Here is a 23622-nt window from a genome sequence, read left to right as displayed (position 1 = left end):
AAACTCACGGGGGTCATCGTCGATGACCCTCGCCTACCGCACGCCGGACAGCCGTTTCGCCAACCTTCCCGACTTCCCCTTCAAGCCGCACTATTACACGCTGCGCGAAGGGCTTCGGGTGCACTATATCGACGAGGGGCCGCGCGATGCGCCCCCCGTGCTGATGATGCATGGCGAGCCGAGCTGGAGCTATCTCTACCGCCACATGATCGGCCCCGTCGTCGAAGCGGGCTACCGCGTGCTGGCCCCCGACCTGATCGGGTTCGGCAAGTCCGACAAGCTGACACGCAAGAGCGCCTATTCCTATGCCCTGCACGTCGCGTGGATGCGCGACTGGTTGGATGCGATGGAGCTGCAGAACGTCGTGCTCGCCTGCCAGGACTGGGGCTCGCTCGTCGGGCTGCGGCTGGTCGCCGACACGCCCGACGCCTTTGCCGCCGTGGTGCTGTCGAATGGCGGGCTGCCGGCGGGCGAAACTCCGCCACCCGCGTTCGGCAAGTGGCGCAGGTTCTCGCGCTACAGCCCGGTGTTTCCGATCAGCAAAATCCTCCAGCGGGCGACCGCGCGCGAGTTGAGCAGGGCGGAGATCGCGGCCTACGACGCGCCCTTCCCCACCCGCGCAAGCAAGGCGGGCGCTCGCATGTTCCCCTCGCTCGTCCCGCTAGGGCAGAACGCGGCAGTGCCGGATCAGCGCAAGGCGTGGGAAGCGCTGGAACGGTTCGACAAGCCGTTCACCTGCGCCTTTTCGGATCGCGACCCGATCACGCGCGGCGGCGATGCAAAATTCCGCGCGCGCGTGCCGGGGGCCAAGGGCAATCCGCTGCACCGCACGCTGAAGGGGCATCACTTCATCCAGGAAGACGATCCCGAAGGCTTTGCCGCCGCGATCATCGAGACCGCGCGGCAGGCAGGGGTTTAGGTACAGCCCCGTCGGTCATCCTGAACTCGTTTCAGAATCAGCCATCGGCCCGTGCGGCATCGGATGTCCGAGGCGCAGCCTCGCACCAGATTACTCCGCGATTGCGACGCTCCCGCCCGTCTGCGCGCTCGACCCTGAAACAAGTTCAGGGTGATGGCCTTTTGGAGGGCAGACTCAAAACTCCACGCGCTTTCCTGCCCAATCGAACAGCTGGCCGCTGTCTTCCGGGGTCAGCCCGTCGAGCACGCCCAGAAGATTGTCGGCCGCCGCCGCGGGCGCAGTGAGCTGGCCTTCGGGCAGGTTCGCCTGGAATGGTTCGGACAGCGCGGTATCGACCGTACCCGGATGGAGCGCCACGCAGATCGCCTCTCTGTGCGTGCGCCTCAGCTCGATAGCGTAATTGCGCACCAGCATGTTGAGCGCCGCCTTGCTTGCCCGATAGGAATGCCATCCGCCGATCCGGTTGTCCGAGATCGAGCCTACCCGCGCGGAAAGCGCTGCGAACACGGCGCGCCGATCGCGCGGCAGCAGCGGCAGGAAATGCCTCGCGATCAAGGCGGGGCCGATGGTGTTGAGGTGGAACACCCTCGCCATCGCGTCTGCTTGAACCTGCTTGTAACTGCGCTCCGGCCCACTGTCCCGCAGGCTGAGCACGCCAGTCGCCACGATCACGCAGTCGAGTGGGCCGCCCACCTGTGCCGCCGCGGCCGCGATGCTGTCCTCGTCATCGAAATCCAAACGGACCCACTGCGCCACAGCCGGCAACGCGGCGGGTCGATCGCGCGACGCGGCCACCACATGGCCCGCCCCGCGCGCGATCAGGCGGTCTATTAGCGCCGCACCGATGCCCCCGCTCGCCCCGAAGACGATCGCGCGTTCTATCGCCTGTCCTACATCCGCCATCGCGCCTAAACCTCCCGCACTGCCCCTTCGGTACCTCCTGCGGATCGGCCGCCGGGGTTTTCTCGCTTAAGACACTGTGTCAGGTGTGTCAGGCAATGCGCACAGACAGGCTTTAGTGCCCTTGCACCTTGCGCCGCAGGCGCTAGGTGAGAGCCAAGCAGAACTCAGGATTTTCCCATGGCGACCTTTACCCTCCCTAAAAACTCCAAGATCCGCGACAAGGGCAAGGTGCACCCTGCGGCCGAGGGCGCCGGGCGGGTCAAGAAATTCAAGATCTACCGTTACGACCCGGACAGCGGCAACAACCCGCATTACGACCGGTTCGAGGTCGATCTGGATGCCTGCGGCCCGATGGTTCTGGACGCGCTGTTCAAGATCAAGAACGAGATCGACCCGACGCTGACCTTCCGCCGGTCGTGCCGCGAAGGCATCTGCGGTTCGTGCGCGATGAACATCAACGGTTCGAACGCGCTGGCCTGCACCACCGCGATCGAGGATCTGGGCGGCGAAATCCGCATCACGCCGCTGCCGCACATGGAAGTGGTGAAGGACCTCGTCCCCGATTTCACGCATTTCTACGCGCAGTATGCCTCTATCCGTCCCTGGCTGCAGACCGTCACCCCGACGCCGAGCGGCAAGGAACGGCTGCAGAGCCCGGAAGAACGCGAGAACCTCGACGGGTTGTACGAGTGCATCCTGTGCGCCTGCTGCTCGACCGCGTGCCCCAGCTACTGGTGGAACAGCGACAAATTCCTCGGCCCGGCGATCCTGCTGCAGGCCTACCGCTGGCTGGCCGACAGCCGTGACGAAATGACCGGCGAACGGCTCGACCAGCTGGAAGACCCGTATCGCCTGTATCGCTGCCACACGATCATGAACTGCGCGAACGTGTGCCCCAAGGGCCTCAGCCCGGCCAAGGCGATCGCCGAAACAAAGAAGATGATGGCCGAACGCGCCGTCTGAGCGTGCCGCGCACCCACCCGTTCTTCGACTACCGGGAAATCCCGGGCGGTGACGGCTGGTTTAGCTGGAACCCGCACGACAAGACGCGGTTCAACGGGGTCGTCATGGGCGATCTCGTCACCCGGCGGGAAGGCGATGCGTGTCGCCTGCGCATGGTGCCCGAACACAGGCATACCAACCTGCAGGGTATGCTCCACGGGGCGACCATTCTCGGCCTGATCGACATCGCGCTGTTCGCCACGGTGCATGTGGTGGGCGGCGGCGAACCCGGCCCGTCGCTGACGCTGGAGCTTTCCACGCAATTCGTCGGCGCGGGCGACCCTGAAAAACCACTCGATGCCGTGTCCGAGATCGTACGCGAGACGGGCCGCATGGTCTTCGTGCGCGGACAGGTCGTGCAGGAAGACAACGTGGTTGCCAGCTATTCCGGCATCATCCGCAAGCGCTCATCCAAGGACAAGCCCGCCACGTGACAAGCGTTCTGACCCGATACGAAGAGCTTCTGGCCGCCGGCGAACTGCGCGAGGATGCCGACCAGCGAGCGGCGGTGGTCGAGCTGGAGCGCGTGCAGAGCGATCTGGAATCGGGCAGTTCGCGCAAGGGGCTGCTCGGCGGATTGCTGGGCAAGAAGGCGCAGCCGGTGCGCGGCCTGTACATGTGGGGCGGCGTCGGACGGGGCAAGTCCATGCTGATGGACCTGTTCTTCGAATGCCTCGAAGTCGATCGCAAACGCCGGGTCCATTTCCACGCCTTCATGCTGGAAGTCGATGCGATGATTGCGGAAGAGCGCGCGAAGAAGGCGGAAGGACCGGTCCGTCGTGTCGCCGCCCGCATCGCAGAAGACGCCCGCTGCCTCGCCTTCGACGAGATGGTGGTGAACAACACCGCCGATGCCGCGATCATGGCGCGGCTGTTCACCCCGCTGATCGAGGATCACGGCGTCACCATCGTCACCACCAGCAACCGCCCTCCCCACGACCTCTACAAGGACGGGCTCAACCGATCGCTGTTCGTGCCCTTCATCGAACTGGTCGAGCGTGAGCTCGACACGCTCTCGCTCAATGGGCCGACCGACTATCGGATGGACCGGCTCGGCGGGATGGAGAGCTGGCACGTGCCGCTCGGCGACACGGCCACCGCGCAGGTGCGCGAAGCGTTCTTCCGCCTCACCGATTACGAACCGGAAGATGCGGCCCATGTGCCCAGCGGAGAAATCGATCTGGGGGGCGGGCGAAGCCTGCACGTTCCAAAGAGCCTGAAGGGCGTCGGCGTGTTCAGCTTCAAGCGACTGTGCGGGGAGAACCGCGGCTCGGCCGACTACCTCGCGATCGCGCGCGCCTTCCACACGGCGATCGTGGTCGGCATTCCGATCCTCAGCCCGGAAAACCGCAACGAGGCGATCCGCTTCACCAAGCTGATCGATGCGCTCTACGAACACAAGGTGAAGCTGTTTGCCACCGCAGCGGCGGAGCCCGAAGCGCTCTATCCGGCAGGCGACGGCAGCTTCGAGTTCGAACGCACGGTGAGCCGCCTGCGCGAAATGCAGAGCGCGGACTACATGGCGAAGGGCCACGGCCCCGAGTGATCCCGGCGCAGTGACGCAAGGGCCGTATTGAAACGGGGGCGGAACGCCCTAGATCGGCGCCATTCCGGCGGCCATTCTTCCCCGCCGATGCAGGAATAGACGATGATCGAACTTCGTCCCTTCGACAGCCTTGGCGCTGCCAACCACGGCTGGCTCGACGCCAAACACCACTTCAGTTTCGCCAACTATTACGATCCCGCCCGTATGGGCTGGGGCCGCATCCGCGTGTGGAACGACGATACGATTGCGGCGAAGAGCGGCTTTCCGCCCCACCCGCACGACAACATGGAAATCGTCACCTTCGTGCGCAGCGGCGCGATCACGCACCAGGATTCGCTCGGCAACAAGGGCCGCACGGCCGCCGGCGACGTTCAGGTGATGAGCGCGGGCACCGGCATTCGCCATGCCGAATTCAATGACGAGGACGAGACGACCACGATCTTCCAGATCTGGATCCTGCCGGACAGCCAGGGCGAGGCCCCCGCCTGGGACCAGCGCGCCTTCCCCAAGGCAAGCCGCGACGGCGGGTTCGAAGTGCTGGCCAGCGGCACGCCCGAAGCCGATGACGCGCTCTCCATCCGTGCCGATGCCAAGGTCGCGGCGGCAACGCTGAAGGCCGGGCAGACTGCTGAGTGGCAGGCCGTACCCGGACGCCATCAGTACTTGGTCGCGCCGACCGGTCGCATTCGCGTCAACGGCGTGGAAGCCGCGCCTCGAGACGGGATCGCGGCGAAGGACGAGGGCGTGCTGACAGTGGAGGCGCTGGAAGACGCCGAAGTGGTGCTGGTCGACTCGCGCTAGCGGATCAGGCCGGCTCTGGCGTTTTCACGGCGGACCGGCGCTGCTTGTCCGCCAGCCGGCCCATCAGCTTGAGATCGCGCTCGCTCAGCTTGAGCGCGGTCTCGGCCCAGATCTCGGTGATCTCGGTCAGCTCTTCGAGCGAGAGGTTCCAGGTCCGCTTGGTCGCCCGGCGCGAACCGAGCAGGCCCGCGTGACGGCGGGTGTTCTTCTCGATGAAGCTTTGCACCGCCGCTTCGCCCTGCCCGTCGGGCACGACCTCGTGGATGACTCCCAGATCGCGCATCTCGTGCGCGGACAGGCTCCTGCCCGAGGTCACCAGCCGTTCGGCCGCAACACTGCCGAGCTGGCGGGTGAGGAAAGCATGGGCGCCCATTCCGGGGAACAGGCCGAACATGATCTCCGGCAGACCGAAAGTGGCGCTTTCCTCGGCAATGATGAAGTCGAACGACAGCAGCGCCTCCAATCCGCCGCCCAGCGCATCGCCCTGCACCATCCCGATCGTGATGAGCGGCAGACCGAGCGTGGCGAGGTTGCGGTGGAGTATCCGGCAGCAGCGGTGGCCGTAGTTCACCAGCGCCTCGCGATCGCCGGAGATGATGAGCTCGCGGAACAACGCAAGGTCTCCGCCATAGCAGAACACGCCCGGCGCATGGCTGCCCAGCACGAGGAAGCGCAGGTCCTCCGGGCCGAAGCTCCGTTCGATCAGATCCTGCCAGCTTTCGAAATCGGCGAGCATCGACGGAGTAAAACTGGGCCGTCCCTTGGGCAGCATGTGAGTCCACAGCGCCTTGGTATCGCTATCATATTCGACCCGCAGTTCGCGCAGGGCGAAGAGTGCGGGTGAAATCCTGGGCGTGGCCCGATTGATGATCGGATCACCCGCTTCGTCGAGGATGATGTGCTGTTCGAAATCGGTGCTGATACGGTTCACTGCGACCCCCGCTCGCCTGACTACGGCATGAATTCGTGCCCCGTGCTGGAAACTACCCCTCCAGCGGACTCCGCGGCAACGATTTATTTACCATAAGCCCAATTCTGGGTCATTTTTGCGATGAGCCGAGTCAAAATGTTGCTCGAAAGACTCACGCCCTGTCGCGCGGAAGATATGGTCCTAGGCGGCGAGTTGGCGGAGGCTGCGCTCCAGCATCAGCAGTTGCCACAGCTCGCGGGCGTAATCGCGACGCCCCGCGATGTGCTCTTCTGCCAGCTTGGCGAGCGCTTCGGCATTGAACCAGCCGGTGTCGAGAAGATACTCGCTGCGGGTAGCGGCGCGGGCCGCATCCTTGAGATCGGTCCGAAACCAGTGGGCGATCGGCATCACGAAGCCCTGTTTGGCGCGGTAAAGGATATCGCGTGGCAGTTCGCCCGCCATCGCCCGCTTCAGCGCAAGCTTTCCTTCCCTGCCGGATATGCGGCGAGACAGCGGCAGGGAGGCGGCGAATTCGACCAGGTGGTGGTCGAGCAGGGGTTCACGCGCTTCGAGGCTCACCGCCATGCTGGTTCGGTCGACCTTGGTCAGGATATCGCCTGGCAGCCAGAACTTGAGGTCGGCATATTGCGCGCGGTCGAGCCCGTCCCGGGCGGGCGCATTGCGCATCAGTTGGAGCAGCGGCTGTTCGGCCCGGTATCCGCCCAGCTCGCGTTGCATCTTTGACGAAAAGATGCGTGCGCGGGCGGACGGCTGCATAACGCACAGGGCGCGGGCATATGCCTCGTCCCCCGACATGGAGAGCGCCTGTAATGTGGCCTTGGCCCGAAAGGGACGCGGGGCCCAGTCCGCCTTGGGGTAAAGCGCAGCCATCGGGCCGAGAACGGCCCGGCGGGCGCCCAGCGGGACGGAATTGCGCGCGCGCTCTTCCACCGAATGGAAGACGTGGCGGCGATAGCCGGCAAAGGCCTCGTCCGCGCCGTCGCCCGAAAGTGCGACCGTCACATGTTCACGCGCGAGCGCACAGACTTCGGCAGTCGGCAGCGCGGAGGCATCGGCGAAGGGTTCGTCGAACATGTCGGCCAGTCGGCTCAGCCGGTCGAACATCGCCGGATCCACCAGTCGTTCATGATGATCGGTCGCGAACATTTCCGCGATCCGTCGCGCATGGGCGGTCTCGTCCAGTTCGGGAACGTCGAATCCGATCGAACAGGTCGTCACCGGGAAGTCCGAAAATTCGGACATCAGTGCGACGACTGTGGAACTGTCGACGCCGCCGGAGAGGAATGCGCCGATCGGCACATCGCTCACCATCCGCGCCTCGACCGCATCATGCAGCCGCTGCAGGATCTCTTCCGCCTCGTCCGCCTCGTGCATGCTGTGGCGCTCGACAAAGCTGATGTCGTACCATTGCACAGGCGGGCCGAGGGCTTTCCCGTGCTCCACGATGCGATAGTGCCCGGCGGGCAGTTTCTGCACCCCGGTCAGGATCGAACGATGGTCGGGAACATAGCCCCATGCGAAGTAATCCTCGATCGCGAACGGATCGATCCGCCTCTCGATCGAGGGATGTTCGAGCAAACTCTTGAGTTCGGAAGCGAACGCGAAGGTTCCGTCGGGCAGGGTCGCAGTGAACAGCGGTTTCACGCCGAAGCGGTCGCGCGCGAGGAAGAGCTTGCGCGTAGGTCGATCATAGATCGCGAACGCGAACATGCCGTCGAGACGCTTCAGGCAATCGGGGCCCCATTCGCGCCACGCTGCCAGGATGACTTCGGTGTCGCCATCGGTTTTGAAATCGTGGCCGACCTGCAGAAGTTCGCGCCGCAGCGAGCGGTAATTGTAGATTTCACCGTTGAAGACGATCACGGCCTGCTGGTCGGGCGAATGCATCGGCTGGGGGGAGCCTTCTACATCGATGACCGACAGACGCCGGTGGGCGAGCCCAACCCCATCGGCCAGCCACAGGCCCGCGCCATCGGGACCGCGATGAACCATCGCGTCCCGCATTTCCAAAAGGACTTCACGATCGATCGCTGCGTGAGGATCGCGCGAGGAGAGGCCGGCAATTCCGCACATCGGGCCCCCCCTAGCGTGGTATAGAAGACTTCACCAGCGCTGCCGCTCCGCCCGAGGACTCGTGGAAAAGTCGCAGGCTTTCGGGCGCGTTACCGTCGGGGCCGCTGGTCGCGGAGATGATGACCAGCCAGCGCGGCTGTGCGCGCAGCCGCAATCGGTCGCCGAGCCCTGACAGCCGCACGGCGAGGGGGTCCGAGGTGGCGCGACCCGATGCGACATAACTAGTCCAGGCAATCCTGCGGTCGACCCCATAGGCCAGCAATTCGTCCCCGCGCATTGCCCGTGGCGCCGATGTCGGGCCGAGGCGTCGCCAGGCGGTATCGGGCGGCACCGCCCCCTCGCTTGCTACAGTCGGGTCCGCCTCCCCGCTATAGGCGGCAAGATAGAGGTCTACCGTGTGCCCCTCCCCATCGCGATAGATCGCTTGGACGGCTTCGCTCGCCGAGGTGGCGCGCGGCTGCCAGTCGGGGGAAGATGGCATATCGACGCGCGTCCAGCCATCGATCTGCGGCGCGACCGGCACCGGTGCTGCACTCTCGGACGCGCGTGCCAGCCCGCCCCAGAGACCGACCAGAAGGATGAGCGAGACGAGCAGCGGCGCCAGCGTGCTTCCCAGTGCGGGAAGGCGATCGAGCGCATCGGCGAAAGGATGCGTGGCCCAGATCGCACTCGATTGCGCTTCGGCCTGCGGGTCGCGGTCGAACCAGCGCCATGCCAGGGCGAGAACCAGCGCCACCACAAGCGCGAAAAACACCCAGCCGTAGATGATGTGATCGACCCCACCCGCACGCTCGGCTCCGATGACCTGCGCGATCGCGATGGTGCCCCACGCGCGCACCCCGTTGGCAAGGATCGGCACGACGACGCACAGGGCCATCAGCGCGATCCGGCGCGGCCAGCGGCGCATGCCGAGCTTGGCGGCCAATACGCCCAGCGTCACCATCGCGACCACGAACTGAACGCCGGCGCAGGCCTCCGCCACCTCGAACAGGCCGGCAGGGGTATCGATGAAGACCCCTTCGATCTCGGCCGGGATGCCGCTGAGATGGGTCAGCGCAATGGTCATCTCGGCCGTCAGCATCTGCAGGGGGGGCACGATCTCCTCCCCGAAAGGCACGAGGAATGCCGCGAAGCCCAGCGGGAAAAGCAGGACCAGGCCGACACGCGGGCCGAGCAGCGCAAACGCGATCGTCTGGATAACAAGCACCGCGCCCGCCTGCGCGACGATGTCGATCGAGGTCAGCGATCCGACCAGCCATATCGCGAGTGCGCCCATGACGAGCGGCAGGCCCGGCCACCATGCTCGCGGGACCATCGGCCCCAGCACCTCGCGGCGGTTCCAGACGAGCCAGCCGATGATCGGCGGAATGAACAGGATGTGCTGATAGGCCGAAACGGTCAGCCACTGGTGCGCCATGTCGAGCCATTGCGGCGCGGTCAGCAGGATCGCGGCGGTCCAGGCCAGCGCAAGCCAGCCGAGCGCGCGCGCCCACGCCGCAGGAACGCGGCGGAACGCGGCGCCAAGACCCGAGGAGCGGCGCTGGCGAAGCGCCTTACGCGGCATTGCGTACCGGGGCTCCATTCGATGCCTGAGGCGGGCGCAGCATCTCGCCCAGTCCCGCAAGCATCGCGGGCCAGCTCTGCCGGTCCAGCACGAAGCCGCGCGCCGCCTCACCCATGGCCTGCGCCTTGGCGCGATCGTCGAACAGGGCAAGCGCACGGCCGACCATCATGCGATCCCCCTCGGCCACCGCGAAATGCACGCCGTCCTCGGCATCGATGCCGGTGGCGGCTTCGGGCGACAGCAGCACCGGCCGGGCCATCGCCATTGCTTCGAGCACCTTGTTCTGGATGCCGCGCGCGATGGTGAGCGGCGCCGCGACGAGGTCCGCCTCGGCAAGGAAGGGCCGCACATCGTCGACCTCGCCCCACACGGTCACGCCCGGCCGCCTGCCCAGCGCCCTGACGCCAGCCGTCGGCGCGCGGCCCACGATATGGAATTCGGCCTGCGAATGAACGTCGCGGATGCCGGGCAGGATGCGCTGGGCCATCCGCTCGACCGCAACAACATTGGGCGCATAGTCCATCTGCCCGGTGAAGACGATGTTCGGCCCCGCCCCGTAGAGCGCAGGCTGCGCGGCCACGGCACCGGGCGCGAAGAACTCCGCATCGATCCCGTTGCGCATCACCTTGAGATCGATCTGGTCCATGCCGTGGACGCGCGTGCGAAACAGGTTCGCCTCGTTCTCGCTGATCAGCAGCGTGGTATCGGCGGTCCGGGCGAACCGTTCCTCCGCCGCGCGCAACAACCGTCCCTCGCGCGCATGGACCCACGCCTTCGGCCCGTGTCCGTTATCGCCATAGGCTTCGAACTTCGCGCTATCGACGTCGCACAGGTCGAGCACGCTGCGGCCCGGAAAGTGCGGCGGGAGATATTGCGCCATCTGGCCCGAGAACACGTAGATCGCATCGATCGGCCGATAGTTTAGCACCTGTTCCACCCACTTGCGCAGCCCGTCATGGGCGAAGGCGGTGAGGCTGACCGGCTGGCCGCGCACCATCGCCTGCGCAGCGGCGCGCATGTCGGACTTGCGCTGCGGGACGAGGAAATGGCTAGCCGCAATGCCGGAGAGGAACTGGTCGCCATAGCCCGACCCATCGTCGAACGTGCCGACATGCACCGGACCCAGCTCTGCCAGCGCGCGCAAGATGTGGTGCGAGCGGATCTTGTCGCCGCGATCGGGCGGGAACGGCACGCGATGCGCGAGGAAGAGGGTTTCGCCCATCAGGCCAGACCTTTCGCAATAATGGGGCCGATCCGGTTCGCCACCGGCAGCGGGAGTTTCTTCCACAAGGCGATCTTGCGCGCATAGGCATCGCTCGTCGGATCGACATCGCGCGGGCTTTCGCCCGGTGCGGACCACCGCGCATAGGTGAGCGGCTGCGGATCGAAGCCCCAGTTCTTCTTGTAGGAATACGGCCCGCTACCGGTCTTCGAACGACCGAAATCGAACCGTTCGCACGCCTTCTCGGCACGCGCATGGCACATCAGCGCGTAATACATCCGCTCGTTCGCGCGGGTTTCACGCGCGCGCCACACGCCGCCGCCCCAGAAGGGATAGACCGTGCCGCCATGATAGAGCGACAGCACGCTGGCGAGCGGCTGGTCCCCTTCCCATACGGTGAGGATGTCGGCGCGATCGCCGAAGCCTTCGAGCACCGCGTCGAACAGGCTGCGCGGGAAGACCGGCGTGCCCAGATTGTGCACGCTGGCAGCGTAGCAGGCATAGTGCGCAGCGCGGTCGCGCTCCTGCGTCCCGATGGTGATCGTCAGCGAGTTGTTCAGGCTCTTGCGGATTTCGGCGCGCTGCTTGCGCGGGATCGCGGCAAGCTGCGCCTCGTCGTCCTGCGCCAGGTCGCACACGAAGCCGCTGTGCTTGCCGGCAATCGTCTCCCAGCCCGCCGGGAGCGCTCCGCCACGCAGTTCGACTTCCGTACACGACTGGCGCAGCGCAAATTCGCTCGCCGCGTCGGCCAGCGCCTCAGCCGTCTGCGTATCCCCGGCCAGCGCTCCGCCATCGACCGCAAAGCCGCTGGAGACGAGCGCACGCCCGAAAAGTAGCGAATGGACCAGCGTCAGCGGCAGCCAGCCGATCAGCCGCCCCTCGCGGTCCGCCACGAAGCCGCATGCTCGCTGGCCGGTCCCGCGCTCTATGGCGGTCAGCCACTCGGGCAGATGGAACGGGCTCCCGCCCTGCTCGTGCACGAATGCAGAGATCCGGGCGGCCTCCTGCGCATCGTGCAGATCGGCACGGCGCAGGAGCGTGGCGTCGGACGCCGCATCGGGTCGGAAAGGCGCGTTCATGCCGCCTCCCGGTGGGTCGGAAGCGTGACCGCTCCGGCCACCTCGTCCACCCGGCCCCATGCGAAATCGCGCAGCAGCCGCTCCAGCTTGGCCTCCATGCGCGTCAGGTTGGTGTAGTGGCGCAAGCGCGAGCGCAGCGGCGCGCCCGTCACGCGCGGCTGGCCGGGATCGACCTCCCACGGGTGAAAATAGAAGATCGCCGGGGCGCCCTCCTCGCGATTGACCTGAGAGATCGCCCAGCGGGAAAATGCATAGGGCAGCGTGCGGAAGAACCCGCCTCCGCCCGCCGCCAGCCTGCGACCGCGCAGCATTGCGGTGGTCACCGGCAGCTCGACAAGGTCCGCTCCCTCGACCGGCCGGAAAGCGAAGCGCGGCGCCTCGCGCCAGCCGTAATGGTCGTGCGCGATCGGCGCGACGCTGGAGGAATAGGCATAGCCCTGCGCCGCCAGTTCTTCATGCGCCCACGGGTTGCGCGCATCGATCGAGAAGCTGGGCGCGCGGTAGCCGGTCACTTTCGTCCCGCCCGTATCCTCCAGAATGCCGCGCGACCTGCGCAGGTCCTCGGCGAAGGCAGCCGGATTCATGGTGAACACGCGCTGGTGATCGTAACCATGGCTGGCAATTTCGTGACCTGCCTCGGCGATCCTGCGGATGGTCTGCGGCACGCGCTCCGCGATCCAGCCGAGGGTGAAGAAGGTTGCCTTCACGCCCGCCCGATCGAACAGCGCGAGGATCGCATCCACGTTGCGCTCCACCCGCAGATCGCACCCGTCCCAGTCGGCGCGCGCGATCGTGGTCTCGAACGCGCCCACCTGGAACCAGTCCTCGACATCGACCGACAGGCCGTTGACGATCCCGGGGGACCGAGGCTGATGGGCAGGCGCGAGGTCCATGGTCAGGCCGCCCGGTCGTCCTTCCGGCGGCCATCCTTGTCGAGCCATTCGATCAGCAGCTGGAGGAGATAACGCACGCTCTGCTCCTGCTCTTCGAGGCGCGCTTCGAGCGTTTTCACGCGCTGCGCGAGATCGCCGTCGGCGCGCGGCGAACCCTCGATCGCGCGTGACAGCATGGCGATGGCGGCGCGCAGATCGTCGACCTGTTCGCCCTCCGGGCGGTCCGGCTTGTCATCGGAAGGGGCTGGCGCCGGCGTCGGTGCGGGGTCCGGCGTCGGTGCCGGTGTAGGTGTAGGTGTAGGGTCAAGCGCAGAGGCCGGCGCAGAGGCCGGCGCAGAGAAGTTCCGGGTCGGTGCCGGAGCAGGGGCAGGAGCCGGCGCGGTATCCCGGGCCGGGTTCGCAAAGGGTCGCTTGCCCTCGCCTTCCTCGTCGCTGCGGTTGTCCCGCTCCATTTCATCGACGACCTGGCTCAGCATTGCGCAGTCGATCTGGCTGCGCTGTTCGACCGCGCCCATCAGCAGCAGGCGGGTGGCGATCTGGTTGACCCGGCGCGGAATGCCGCCGCTCGCTTCATAGATCGCGGGGAATATCCTGGGTTCGAACGACGGGTTGCCCTGCCAGTTCACCAGCCCCAGCCGATGCTCGATATAGGGCGCGATTTCCTGCACCTCCATCGGCCGCAGATGATGCGCCGCAATCACGCGTTGGCGCAGCTGCTCGAGCCGGTCGTGCTGAGCGAGCATCTGCTTGAATTCCGGCTGGCCCAACAGCAGCTGCTGGAGCAGAGGATGCGAACCGAGCTGGAAGTTGCTCATCATCCGCAGTTCTTCCAGCGCCTCGAAGCTGAGGTTCTGCGCCTCGTCGACGATCAGCAGGCAGCGGCGACCATCCCGGGCTTCCTCGTGCAGGAACGCCTCGATCGCGCCCAGCGCGCTCGCCTTGTCCTGCCCGGCGACATCCAGCCCGAAGCTCTGCGCGACGAGGTGGACCAGCTCTGACCCGTCGAGGTTGCTGGTCACCACCTGGCCCACGGTCATCTGGTTCGGATCCACCTTCTTCATCAGGTGGGCAACCATCGTCGACTTGCCCGATCCGATCTCGCCGGTGATGACGATGAAGCCTTCGCCCTGCGCCATCCCGTACCCGAGATAGCTCAGTGCCTTTCGATGCGTGATGCTCTCGAAATAGAATTTCGGGTCGGGCGTCAGCTGGAAGGGGCGGCCCGTGAAACCGTAATACTGGTCGAACATGGTGAAGTGCGGTTCCCTGGGTAGCTAGAAGTCGTAACGGAGGCCGAGAAGGGCCGAGGCATTGCTTTGGTCCACGGTGTCGCTGTCGATAGCGTCGAGCGACACGGCGGCGCGGGCGGACAGACTGCGGAAGAGCGTCCGCGAATAGGCTGCCGAAACGCCCAGCAGCAGAGCGTCGCTCAGTTCGGCGCCGCTCGGGTCGTAATAGCTGGCATAGCCATTCACGCTGAGCGCGGAGAGCGAATCGAGCGCGACGCCGAGCGAGGCATTGCCGTAGTAGCTTTCGTCGACGACGCCGTTGGCGGCGGCCAGTGCGGTCCCCTCCGCCCCGAAGAAGGTGCGCCGGTCGTAACCGAGGGCAAGTCCGGTGCTGATCCGGCCACGCTGATTCGAAAAGGCAATCTGCCCGCCACGGTTGCGGAACGCCGCTCCGCGGATGGAGGACAGCGCACCGCCGAGGCACCCTGTCGAACCATCGGCATCGGTACCGCTGACGCAGCCGGTGAAGTCTCCGGTCAGCCCATTGCGCGAAGCCAAGAAACCGCTCGGCAGGTTCGCCAGCCCATTGGTGATTGCGCCGCCGAAGCCGCTCACCGAATCATACACCGAAGCGTTGATCGAGGTGCGCGAGGACGGCTGCCACGAGAACGTACCGTAATAGGTATCGCTGTCGTAGCGGCGGCCGTAATGTGCCTCCAGCTGGGTCCGGCGCGAAGGCTTCCAGACTACGCCGACATCCCAGATCAGGCCCTCGGTCTCGAAGGCGATCCTGCGCGGGCTGTTCTCGTCGGTCTGGAACCGGCCGTCGGAGCCGACGACGGGATCGCCATCGGCGTCGCGCACGACATCGCGGTTGGAAATCTCGACATATTCGTAGCCCGCCCCGCCGACCACGGCGAGCGTGGGCCCCACCGGCACGGTAACATCGCCGCGCGCGTAGAAGTCGCGCACCCGCTGGTCCGAATTGGAGATTTCCTCCTGATAGGCGCCACCGCCCACGGCCATGCCCACCGGCAGGACCCTGCCCGGAGCGACGCCGACGCGCGCGTTGGCCGAATGGACATAGGTTTCCTGCGCCACGTCGATCGGGGTCAGCGTATTGTCGACCGCGCCCACGGCTGGCTCTTCCACCCGGTTGTACCCGAAGCGGTAGCTGGCGGAGACATCCGCCGCGCCCACGCGGGAGGAATATGTCGGCCCGGCATAGGCCGAATAGATCCGCGCCTCGTTATCGGGATCGATCGGCTGGCCGCTGGCAATGGCCGCACCACCGCCGTTGGTCCGGGTGCGCGCGGCGAGACCGCCCGCCTCCACCTGCAGGCCGGGCGCCAGCGCGGCGTATCCGCGCGCGATGCCGGTCACCGCGTCGGCGTCCGCCTGGTCGTCGCCATAGCTGATGACCCGGTCGTAACGCAGCGAGACGGAGCCGCCGCCGCGGCGTCCCTGGACCGACGCGTCGACGCCCGCGGCAACCTGCGCATAGGCGGCATCATCGCCGCCGGGCGAAATCTCGCGCGTGTAAACCTGCGCCGCCTCGATATAGGGATCGATCTGCAGCCGCTGGCGGACCGGGGCGCCGGTCGGACGCGCACCATCGCCGGATGCCTCGCCGTAACCGTCGCCATATCCATCGCCCTGCGCGGGATAGCCCGACGGGGCCTGCCCCTGCTGGCTGGTGGATCCGCTGGACGTCACCTCGTCGTCGCCCCAGTACTGGGCGAGCGCGGGCGCAGGCAGCAGGGCCCCGCCGGCCAGCAGCGCGGCGACAACGGGCAGACGGGTCATGGCAGGATACCTCATCCTTGATAGCTCCCGAAGCGGCGACCGCTGGGGCTGAAATTCGCGCCATTGAGGACGAGCTTGATGTCCGGGCACGCAGCCAGCAGCTGGGCGGCGTCTTCCAGCGCGGTCTTGGCAGTACGGTCGGCCCGCGCGACGAGGATCGTCTGGCCGACATGCTTGGCAAGCTCGGCTGCGGGCGACGCGGCGAGCGCGGGCGGGCTGTCGACCAGCACGATGCGATTGGGGGCCTGCGCGGTCAGGCGTTCGAACACCTCGGCCGTGCGACGGCTGGCCAGCGCCTCGCTCGCGTGGCTGGGCTCGCGCCCCGGCGGCAGCAGGAACAGGCCGGGAATGTCGGTCTGGAGGACATTGCGCTCCACCGGGCACTCCTCATCGGCGAGAACATCCATCAGGCCAGCGCGCTCGGGCAGGCCGAACACCTCCTTGAGCGAGGGGTTGGCGATGTCGGCGTCGACCAGGACCACTTCCAGATCGCGCTCCGCCGCCAGCGACAGCGCGAGGTTGACCGCGCAGAAGGTCTTGCCCTCGTTCTGGTGCGGCGAGGTAATGAGAATGCGGCGCGCGCGGCCCGTGCCCGCAAGGCGCGCAGCCTCCAGAACCTGACGCTTCACGATGCGGAATTCCTCCGCCAGCGACGAGGACTGGCCGTTCGGGTCGATGAATCCGCGCTCCCGCAGGCGGGCATAGTCGACACTCACCGTCTCACCCGCCAGCGCAATCGCCCTTGCGTCGGCGTCGATCACGGCAGGTGTCGGCGCAGCGGGCCGTGCAGGCACCGGCAGCCGGGCTTCATCCGCCGCCGGCTCGACCGGAACGGGGGGCGCGGGTGCCGATGCGGATTCTGCCTGCGGCGCGCTTTCGTCGGTCGGGTGCGCCTTGCGCAGGGGCCGTGCGCGCTTCATCGGCACTTCGTCGAAGCTCGTCGGCATGGGCGCAGCACCCAGATTGTCGAGGCCGAAGGCACCGCTCGCCCGCTCCAGCAGGGAGCTGCGTTCGTCCTTGGCCTTGTCCTCTTCGGCCGGCTTGATGGGGCGATGTTCGGTCATATCAGCTTCCTCACGCCACCACTTGGCCAACCTGGATGAACTCGATGCCCAGCAGGACCACCAGCAGGGCCGCCAGCACGCCGCTGCCCGCGAAGAACAGGCGCAGTTTGCGGGCCTCCGCCGCCTGGCGCACAGGCGGCACGGTCCGCGTGATCGTGCCGATGACCGGCAGGCCGAGCGCTTTCTTGAGCCCAGCGCTGGTCGAGAAGGTGGAGCGCAGCAAGGTCAGCGCGATCGCCGATCCCAGCCCTGCCCCAACCCCGATCACCGCGACCGCAATCAGCAGCAGCGGCCGGTTGGGTGCCGCAGGCCGCGTCGATACGGCGGGCGCATCGATCACGTCGAACCGGAACGAGCTGCGTTCGGCTTCGACCTGGCTGCGCAGCTGGATTTCCTCGCGGTCCTGCAAAAGCTCGTCGTACTTCTTCTTGAGCACCTCGTAATCGCGGCCGATCCGCTGTGCGTCTGCGGCCAGCGCCGGCTCGCTCACCTGATCGGCCATCGTCATCGAAATGTCCGCCTGCAACGCCGCCTTGCGGGCGAGCAGCGCCTGTACGTTGGCCTGCCGTTCCGCCCGGATCGAGACGAGCGAGCTGTAGGCCGGATTGGGCATGCCGCTCGGTGCCGCAGCATCGCCGCCCATCTGCCGCATCAGCTGTACCTGCCGCAGGGCCGCCTGCATGTCCGGATGGCTGTTCTTCAGTCCGCGTGCGCGCAGCTGCGCCACCTGCGTTTCCGCCTGCTGGAGCGCGCTGCCGCCGCCATTGCCGCCCATGCCCTGAATGGTTTTGGGGGTGCTTGCGAGCTGCCCGTTGATCGCCGCCAGGGCGCTTTGCGCAGCGGCCAGATCGGCTTCGACGCCGCGCATTTCGGTACGCGCCGATTGCAGCTTGGTCGAAATGCCTGCCGCGCCGCCGATCAGCTCGGGATGTTCGGCCTCGAATGCGGTCCGCCGCGCCTCGGCCTTTTCCAGCTCCGCCGCGCGCTGATCCAGCTGCTGGTCGAGCAGTTCGAGCGCGGAACTCACTTCGCCGCGTGTGCCCGCGACATTCTCGTCGTAGAAGGTCTCGAGCAGCTTGTTCACGACATCCTGCGCCAGTTCGGCATTCTCGCGGTCGGTCAGATTGGCGTGACCCATCTGCGCGGTAATCTCAAAAAGATTATCCTGCTCGCTCTTCACCTTCACGTTTTGCGCAAGGCCGCCGATCGCGCGCTCCATGCCGCGCGGTGTCGTAATGCCCTTGCCCAGCCGGGTCGTTTCGACCACCCGCCCGAGCGTGGAAGCGCTGGTGAGCCGCTGGCGCACACGCGCGATGTCGGTCATGTCGCTGCCCGCGATGCCGATCTGCTTCGACAGCAGATCGTCCAGCTGCACGAAAATCTTCGCGTGGCTCTCATACGTGTTGGGAATGGAAGCGACGAACAGCCAGCCCGCCAGACACACGGCCCACGCCACGCCCAGAGCCAGCCATTTGCGGCTCCAGGCGGAATACAGCGCCGAGCGTACCTCGTCGAAGAGTTCGTTCACTTCCGCGGCGCTCCCCTAGAACATGCTTTCGGGGATGATGATCACATCCCCCGGCGCGAGCATCACGTTCGCCTTGCTGTCGCCTCGCCGCAGCAGATCGTTCAGACGCAGCGAATATTCACGCTGCCGGCCGAGGCGCGGGTCGAAGCGGATCAGCTTGGCGCGGTTGCCGGCGGCGAATTCGCTCAGCCCGCCGACCGCGATCATCGCGTCGAGCACCGTCATATTGGCGCGGTAGGGGATCGATGCGGGCTTCTCGGTCGCGCCGATGATGCGCACCTGCTGGCTGAACGTGCCCGCGAACTTGTTCACGATCACCGACACGATCGGCTGTTCGATGAACTGCGACAGGTGCAGGCGGATATCCTCCTGCAGCATGGCCGGGGTCTTGCCCACGGCGGGCATGTCCGTGACGAGCGGTATCGAGATGCGCCCGTCGGGGCGGACCTGCACGTTTTGCGCGCTGAGTTCCGGATTGCGCCAGACATTGATAGACAATTCGTCGAGCGGACCGATCACATATTCCTGGCTCGGCCCTTCCTGCGTGGCGACGAAGTCCGCCGGGGGCAGCTCCGGCCCGCCGGCACCCATGCACCCTGCAAGGGCGGCAAGGCCGAGCACGAGGCCGACAAATTTCGCAAACGCGCCATTGCGCATGGGATCGATCCTTCCGTTCGTGTCCGCCGGATTGCCCGCCTGCGAAGCGCGCGATTCATCTGGCCGACGATTTGGGATCGTTCCTCGCGAAAAAGGGTGAATATCCCGTTAGCCAATCGCCCGGTCTTTACCCGGTCCCGCTGCGGGACACGCGCGTGCGAAGTGTTAACGCGACGGGTCCTGGTCGTCCCGACACCCCTTTCCGGAGAGATGCGCTAGATCAGCATCTCGATCGCAGGCCCCTGGCCGAGGAAATGCATCGGCGATGCGCTCGCTCCGTAGGCCCCGGCGCAGAACACCGCGACGAGATCGCCCACCTCGGCGCGGGGCAGTTCGGCCCGGTCCGCCAGCCGGTCCAGCGGCGTACAAAGGCACCCGACAACATTCGCGATTTCAACAGATTGCGCGTCGAACCTGGTGGCGATTGCGAGCGGGTAATTGCGCCGCACGACGGCACCGAAATTCCCCGAGGCCGCCAGCTGGTGGTGCAGCCCACCGTCGGTGATCAGGAAGATCTCGCCATGGCTCTCCTTCCGGTCGATGATCCGGGTGAGGTACACCCCCGCCTCGCCAACAAGATACCGGCCCAGTTCGATCGCCATATCGGTCTCGGCCAGTTCGGCGGGCAGGTCTGCAAAGCGCTCGCCTAACGCGGCGCCGACGGCGGCGATGTCGAGCGGCTCGTTGCCAGCGAAATAGGGAATGCCGAAGCCGCCACCGAGATTGAGCGCGGGGCACGGTTGGCCCACCTCGCGCGCGATCCGTGCGGCCAGATCAAGCACATGGCCCTGTGTCTCGATCACCGCATCGGCCTCCAGCGTCTGGCTACCGGTATAGATGTGCAGGCCGCGCCAGTCCGCCCCGCCCGCGATCAGTGTCGCGATCAGTGCCGGCACGCGCTCCGCATCGAGCCCGAACTGCTTGGCCCCGCCGCCCATCTTCATGCCCGATCCGCGCATGTCGAAATCGGGGTTCACCCGCACCGCAACCCTGGGCTGCACGCCAAGCTGCGCGCCGATTTCCAGAGCGCGCGCCGCCTCGGTCTCGCTTTCGCAATTGAGCGTCACGCCCGCTGCGATCGCCGCGCGAATCTCGCGCGGACGCTTGCCCGGCCCGGCGAAACTGATGTGTGCGCCATCGATGCCGACACCTTGCAGGATCGCAAGTTCGCCGCCCGAGGCGAGGTCGAACCCGTCGACCAGCCCTGCCATGTGGCGGATCACCTCGGGGTGAGGGTTGGCCTTCACCGCATAATGGATCGCCAGCCGTTCCGGCATAACCGCCCGCAGCTGCGCCATGCGGGTACCCAGCAAGTCGCGCGAATAGACGAACAGCGGCGTGTCGCCCGCTTCTTCGGCCAGCTCGCTTGCGGTCCGGCCGCCAATGGCAAGTTCGCCATCCTTCGCCACGTATCCCGCCGGGATCGGGCCGAGCGGCTTGGGGCCGCTATTGCGTGCTTCGCGGCGGCTCATGCGGCAGCCCTTTCCGAAATCTCGCGGTAGAGTGCGGCGCGATCAATCTTGCCATTGGGATTGAGCGGCAGGCTTTCGCGCCATTCGATCGCATGCGGCTGCATGAAGCTGGGCAGATCGCGTTTCAACGCGCTGCGCAGGCCATTCTGCTGCGCTGCATCGCCGCGCACCACCAGATGCACCGCCTGCCCCAGCCTGTCGTCCGGAACGCCGAACGCGACCGCATCGGCGACCAGCCCGGTGGCCAGCGCCGCATCCTCGACCTCTTGCGGGCTGATCCGGTTGCCCGCACTCTTGATCATCGCGTCGCGCCGCCCCACGAAATACAGCAGCCCATCCTCCGCGCGCCTTACATAGTCGCCCGAAAACACCGCCATTCCGCCGTATTCGGAATGCGCGGGAGCCGGCTTGAACCGCTCCGCCGTGCGCGCGGGGTCCTGCCAGTATCCTTGCGCCACCAGCGGCCCGCAATGAACGAGCTCGCCCTCCTCGCCCGGCGTGGCAGGGCCTCCTGCTGCGTTCACCACCAGCACCTCGGCAAAAGGCACGGCCGTGCCCATCGAGGTAGGGTGCGTGGCGACGAGCGAGGGATCGAGGAAGGTTGAGCGAAACGCCTCGGTCAGGCCGTACATCGGGTAGATGTCGGCTTGGGGCCAGGTTGCGCGCATCGCCTTGATCAGGTCCGGCGTCAGCGCGCCGCCCGAATTGGTGAGGCGCTTCAGGCTGTCGCCCGCGCCACTCTCCCACTTCGCCTCAACCAGCTGGCGCCATAGCGGCGGCACGGCGGCGAGCGTGGTGACGCCATGCTTCGCCACCGCCTTGGTGACATCGCGCGGCATCAGGTAATCGAGCGGGACGACGCTGGCGCCCGCATACCAGCTCGAAAACAGCTGGTTCTGGCCGTAATCGAACGCCAGCGGCAAGACCGCGAGCGTGACGTCATGGCTTCGAAGGCCGAGATAATGCGCCACGCTGACCGCGCCGAGCCACATGTTCGCATGGCTCAGGACCACGCCCTTGGGCTTGCCGGTCGAACCCGAGGTGTAGAGAATCGCAGCGAGATCGTTCGGATCGGCCTGCGATGGCCGCATGGCGTCGCAGGCGCGCGAGGCATCCAGCGCGGCGCCCTCTTCCACCACCGCGCAGCCTTCCAGCGCGTCGCCCGGCTCCAGCGTGCCCAGCCGCGCTGGCGTGCCGACCAGCAGGCTCGCACCGCTGTCTGCCAGAATATGCGCCACCTGCGCGCGTTTGAGCATGGGATTGACGGGAACGTGAACCAGCCCCGCCCGCGGCGCGGCCAGCGGCAGCAGGCAGGTCAGTTCGCCCTTCGCGCCCCACGAGGCGACCCGCGCCTCCGGCTCGGCCACCTGCGATCGCAGCCATGACGCCAGCTGACCGACACGGGTTCTTAAGTCGGCATAGCTAAGGGTGGCTTCACGCAAGACCAAAGCAGGGTCGGCATCCGCGCCGCGATCGACGAGACGATCGAGCGGTTGAGGGGTCGGGTCGGGCTGGGTCATGGAGATGGGAGTGTCGGGCCTCGTGAACGCGGAAGCAGCTGGCTATCACAAGGAGGTTACCATTGTGCAAGCCGCAGGCGTGCAAACTGACGGCGTGCGGGAATCGCAGCACACCGCAGGTGTAGCCGCGCCCGTATCGCCGTTCGACCGCGTCGAATGGTTCGCGCTGCTTGCCGAGGCCCGCCCCGGCGCATTCCGGGCCGAGACCGCGCAGAATGGCGCTGTCGCGGGCATGGCCCTCCATCGCGTGGACGGGCGGATCGAATCGCTGCGCAACTGGTACTCTTTCACCTGGCGACCTGCCGCACCCGCCGGGATCGAAGGTGATGCGCTGCTCGAACGGCTGGCGCGCGACCTGAAGCGCGAGGCGGCACGCGTGACCCTTTCCCCCCTGCCCGACGAAGATGGCTCGGCCACCCGACTGGAGCGCGCCTTCCGCAGGGCCGGATGGGCGGTCGCGCTGACCCGGTGCGACGAGAACCACGTGCTGCCGGTGAACGGCCGCAGTTTCGCGGATTACTGGGACAGCCGCCCCGGTCGCCTGCGCACCACGCTCAAGCGCAAGGCCAGGAAGGTCGAGGTCGAAATCGTCGAGCATTTCGATGCAAGCCTCTGGGATGCATACGAAACGATCTACGCCGAAAGCTGGAAGCCGCGCGAGGACGAAGGCGAACTGCTGCGCCGTTTCGCCAATGCCGAAGGCGCGGCAGGGCGGATCCGCCTCGGCGTCGCCCGTGCGGAGGGAACGCCGGTCGCCGCGCAGTTCTGGACGGTCGAGGATGGCGTCGCCTACATCCACAAGCTGGCCCATCTGGAAAGCGCCAAGCCGATTTCGCCCGGCACCACGCTCTCCGCAGCCCTGTTCGAACATGTGATCGACCGCGATCGTGTGCACCTCGTCGACTTTGGCACCGGCAGCGATGCCTACAAGGCGGACTGGATGGAACAGGTCCGCCCGCGCTTCCGGCTCGACGCGCTGGACCCTGCGCAACCGGCGGCGTGGATGCCGCTGGCCAAGCGCCGGATCCGCAGCATCCTTGCCAGCGCGCGGCCCCGGCGCTAGGCAGCCGCCACTTTCACGGCAGTTTTACGGTAAAGATGACCGCCCAGACCTCAGCGCCGACGGACCCGACCGGCCCTTCCCGGACCAAGATCGACCAGACGCTTCGTGCGATTCTGCGCGACGTGCTCGGCCTGTCCGAGGAACGGATCGAAGAATTGACGCCCGATAGCGGCCTGTTCGGCCACCTGCCCGAACTGGACAGCCAGGCCGTCGCCGACCTACTCACCGAGATCGAAGACCGGTTCGACATCATCATCGAGGATGACGAGATCGACGGCGATCATCTGGAGACATATGGCGGCCTGCTCACGCTCGCCGAGGCGAAGACTGCCAGCCAATAGCATGTCCGG

Annotated in this window: 21 protein-coding genes; 7 read left to right on the top strand and 14 right to left on the bottom strand. The window is 66.6% G+C overall.

Annotation, left to right across the window (positions count from 1 at the left end):
- Nucleotides 1–22 precede the first annotated feature (22 nt).
- Nucleotides 23–919, top strand: a complete 897-nt coding sequence (locus ACYQ0L_RS00770; RefSeq protein WP_459787021.1) for a haloalkane dehalogenase — start codon at nt 23–25, stop codon at nt 917–919.
- Nucleotides 920–1093: 174 nt separating this feature from the next.
- Here the strand turns inward: ACYQ0L_RS00770 and ACYQ0L_RS00765 are convergent, their stop codons facing one another.
- Nucleotides 1094–1822 carry an SDR family NAD(P)-dependent oxidoreductase gene (locus tag ACYQ0L_RS00765; protein WP_459787020.1) on the bottom strand — a complete coding sequence of 243 codons (729 nt, stop codon included), beginning with the start codon at nt 1820–1822 and terminating at the stop codon, nt 1094–1096.
- A 177-nt stretch (nt 1823–1999) separates the two neighbouring features.
- On the opposite strand from ACYQ0L_RS00765, the gene ACYQ0L_RS00760 reads away from it, so the two are divergent.
- From ACYQ0L_RS00760 to ACYQ0L_RS00745, 4 genes are all read left to right on the top strand, one after another.
- Entirely contained in the window at nt 2000–2785 is a 786-nt protein-coding gene (locus ACYQ0L_RS00760) for a succinate dehydrogenase iron-sulfur subunit (RefSeq protein WP_459787019.1), read from the top strand.
- A gap of 2 nt (nt 2786–2787) precedes the next feature.
- Complete coding sequence (locus ACYQ0L_RS00755; protein WP_459787018.1) at nt 2788–3258, top strand: PaaI family thioesterase; 471 nt, start codon at nt 2788–2790, stop codon at nt 3256–3258.
- A complete protein-coding gene (gene zapE / locus ACYQ0L_RS00750; protein ID WP_459787017.1) occupies nt 3255–4370 on the top strand; it encodes a cell division protein ZapE in 1116 nt (371 codons plus the stop codon). Before ACYQ0L_RS00755 ends, zapE begins: the two co-directional genes overlap by 4 nt.
- Before the next feature lie 102 nt (nt 4371–4472).
- Nucleotides 4473–5171, top strand: a complete 699-nt coding sequence (locus ACYQ0L_RS00745; protein WP_459787016.1) for a pirin family protein — start codon at nt 4473–4475, stop codon at nt 5169–5171.
- A gap of 4 nt (nt 5172–5175) precedes the next feature.
- Here ACYQ0L_RS00745 and ACYQ0L_RS00740 read toward each other — a convergent pair whose 3' ends face one another.
- From ACYQ0L_RS00740 to ACYQ0L_RS00680, 13 genes are all read right to left on the bottom strand, one after another.
- A complete protein-coding gene (locus ACYQ0L_RS00740; protein ID WP_459787015.1) occupies nt 5176–6102 on the bottom strand; it encodes a crotonase/enoyl-CoA hydratase family protein in 927 nt (308 codons plus the stop codon).
- A 180-nt stretch (nt 6103–6282) separates the two neighbouring features.
- Nucleotides 6283–8175, bottom strand: coding sequence for an XrtA/PEP-CTERM system amidotransferase (locus ACYQ0L_RS00735; RefSeq protein WP_459787014.1), 1893 nt, complete (start codon nt 8173–8175; stop codon nt 6283–6285).
- Between the two features lie 10 nt (nt 8176–8185).
- Nucleotides 8186–9739 carry an exosortase A gene (gene xrtA / locus ACYQ0L_RS00730; protein WP_459787013.1) on the bottom strand — a complete coding sequence of 518 codons (1554 nt, stop codon included), beginning with the start codon at nt 9737–9739 and terminating at the stop codon, nt 8186–8188.
- Entirely contained in the window at nt 9729–10961 is a 1233-nt protein-coding gene (locus tag ACYQ0L_RS00725; protein WP_459787012.1) for a TIGR03087 family PEP-CTERM/XrtA system glycosyltransferase, read from the bottom strand. Before ACYQ0L_RS00725 ends, xrtA begins: the two co-directional genes overlap by 11 nt.
- A complete protein-coding gene (locus tag ACYQ0L_RS00720; RefSeq protein WP_459787011.1) occupies nt 10961–12040 on the bottom strand; it encodes a FemAB family XrtA/PEP-CTERM system-associated protein in 1080 nt (359 codons plus the stop codon). The genes ACYQ0L_RS00725 and ACYQ0L_RS00720 overlap by 1 nt, the downstream gene beginning before the upstream one ends.
- Nucleotides 12037–12933 carry an XrtA system polysaccharide deacetylase gene (locus ACYQ0L_RS00715; RefSeq protein WP_459787010.1) on the bottom strand — a complete coding sequence of 299 codons (897 nt, stop codon included), beginning with the start codon at nt 12931–12933 and terminating at the stop codon, nt 12037–12039. The genes ACYQ0L_RS00720 and ACYQ0L_RS00715 overlap by 4 nt, the downstream gene beginning before the upstream one ends.
- A 2-nt stretch (nt 12934–12935) precedes the next feature.
- Nucleotides 12936–14183, bottom strand: coding sequence for an XrtA/PEP-CTERM system-associated ATPase (locus ACYQ0L_RS00710; protein WP_459787009.1), 1248 nt, complete (start codon nt 14181–14183; stop codon nt 12936–12938).
- A gap of 24 nt (nt 14184–14207) precedes the next feature.
- A complete protein-coding gene (locus ACYQ0L_RS00705) occupies nt 14208–15968 on the bottom strand; it encodes a preprotein translocase subunit YajC (protein ID WP_459787008.1) in 1761 nt (586 codons plus the stop codon).
- 11 nt (nt 15969–15979) lie between these two features.
- Nucleotides 15980–17032 (bottom strand): P-loop NTPase, encoded by a 1053-nt coding sequence (locus ACYQ0L_RS00700; RefSeq protein ID WP_459787007.1) that lies wholly within the window; start codon nt 17030–17032, stop codon nt 15980–15982.
- Between the two features lie 10 nt (nt 17033–17042).
- Nucleotides 17043–18560, bottom strand: a complete 1518-nt coding sequence (locus ACYQ0L_RS00695) for an XrtA system polysaccharide chain length determinant (RefSeq protein WP_459787006.1) — start codon at nt 18558–18560, stop codon at nt 17043–17045.
- A 15-nt stretch (nt 18561–18575) separates the two neighbouring features.
- Nucleotides 18576–19217 (bottom strand): XrtA/PEP-CTERM system exopolysaccharide export protein, encoded by a 642-nt coding sequence (locus tag ACYQ0L_RS00690; RefSeq protein WP_459787005.1) that lies wholly within the window; start codon nt 19215–19217, stop codon nt 18576–18578.
- 215 nt (nt 19218–19432) lie between these two features.
- On the bottom strand, nt 19433–20689 hold the full coding sequence (locus ACYQ0L_RS00685) for a pyridoxal-dependent decarboxylase, exosortase A system-associated (protein WP_459787004.1): 1257 nt from the start codon (nt 20687–20689) through the stop codon (nt 19433–19435).
- Nucleotides 20686–22209 (bottom strand): acyl-CoA ligase (AMP-forming), exosortase A system-associated, encoded by a 1524-nt coding sequence (locus ACYQ0L_RS00680; protein WP_459787003.1) that lies wholly within the window; start codon nt 22207–22209, stop codon nt 20686–20688. The genes ACYQ0L_RS00685 and ACYQ0L_RS00680 overlap by 4 nt, the downstream gene beginning before the upstream one ends.
- 10 nt (nt 22210–22219) lie before the next feature.
- Here ACYQ0L_RS00680 and ACYQ0L_RS00675 point away from each other — a divergent pair, with 10 nt between their 5' ends.
- Together ACYQ0L_RS00675 and ACYQ0L_RS00670 are read left to right on the top strand one after the other, a co-directional pair.
- Nucleotides 22220–23272, top strand: a complete 1053-nt coding sequence (locus ACYQ0L_RS00675; RefSeq protein ID WP_459787002.1) for a GNAT family N-acetyltransferase — start codon at nt 22220–22222, stop codon at nt 23270–23272.
- A 35-nt stretch (nt 23273–23307) separates the two neighbouring features.
- Nucleotides 23308–23613, top strand: a complete 306-nt coding sequence (locus tag ACYQ0L_RS00670) for an acyl carrier protein (RefSeq protein ID WP_459787001.1) — start codon at nt 23308–23310, stop codon at nt 23611–23613.
- Nucleotides 23614–23622 lie beyond the last annotated feature (9 nt).

It is taken from the genome of Alteriqipengyuania triglochinis, from assembly GCF_054655655.1.
The sequence above is the reverse complement of the archived record's forward strand: the minus strand, read 5'-3'. Positions and strand labels throughout refer to the sequence as shown.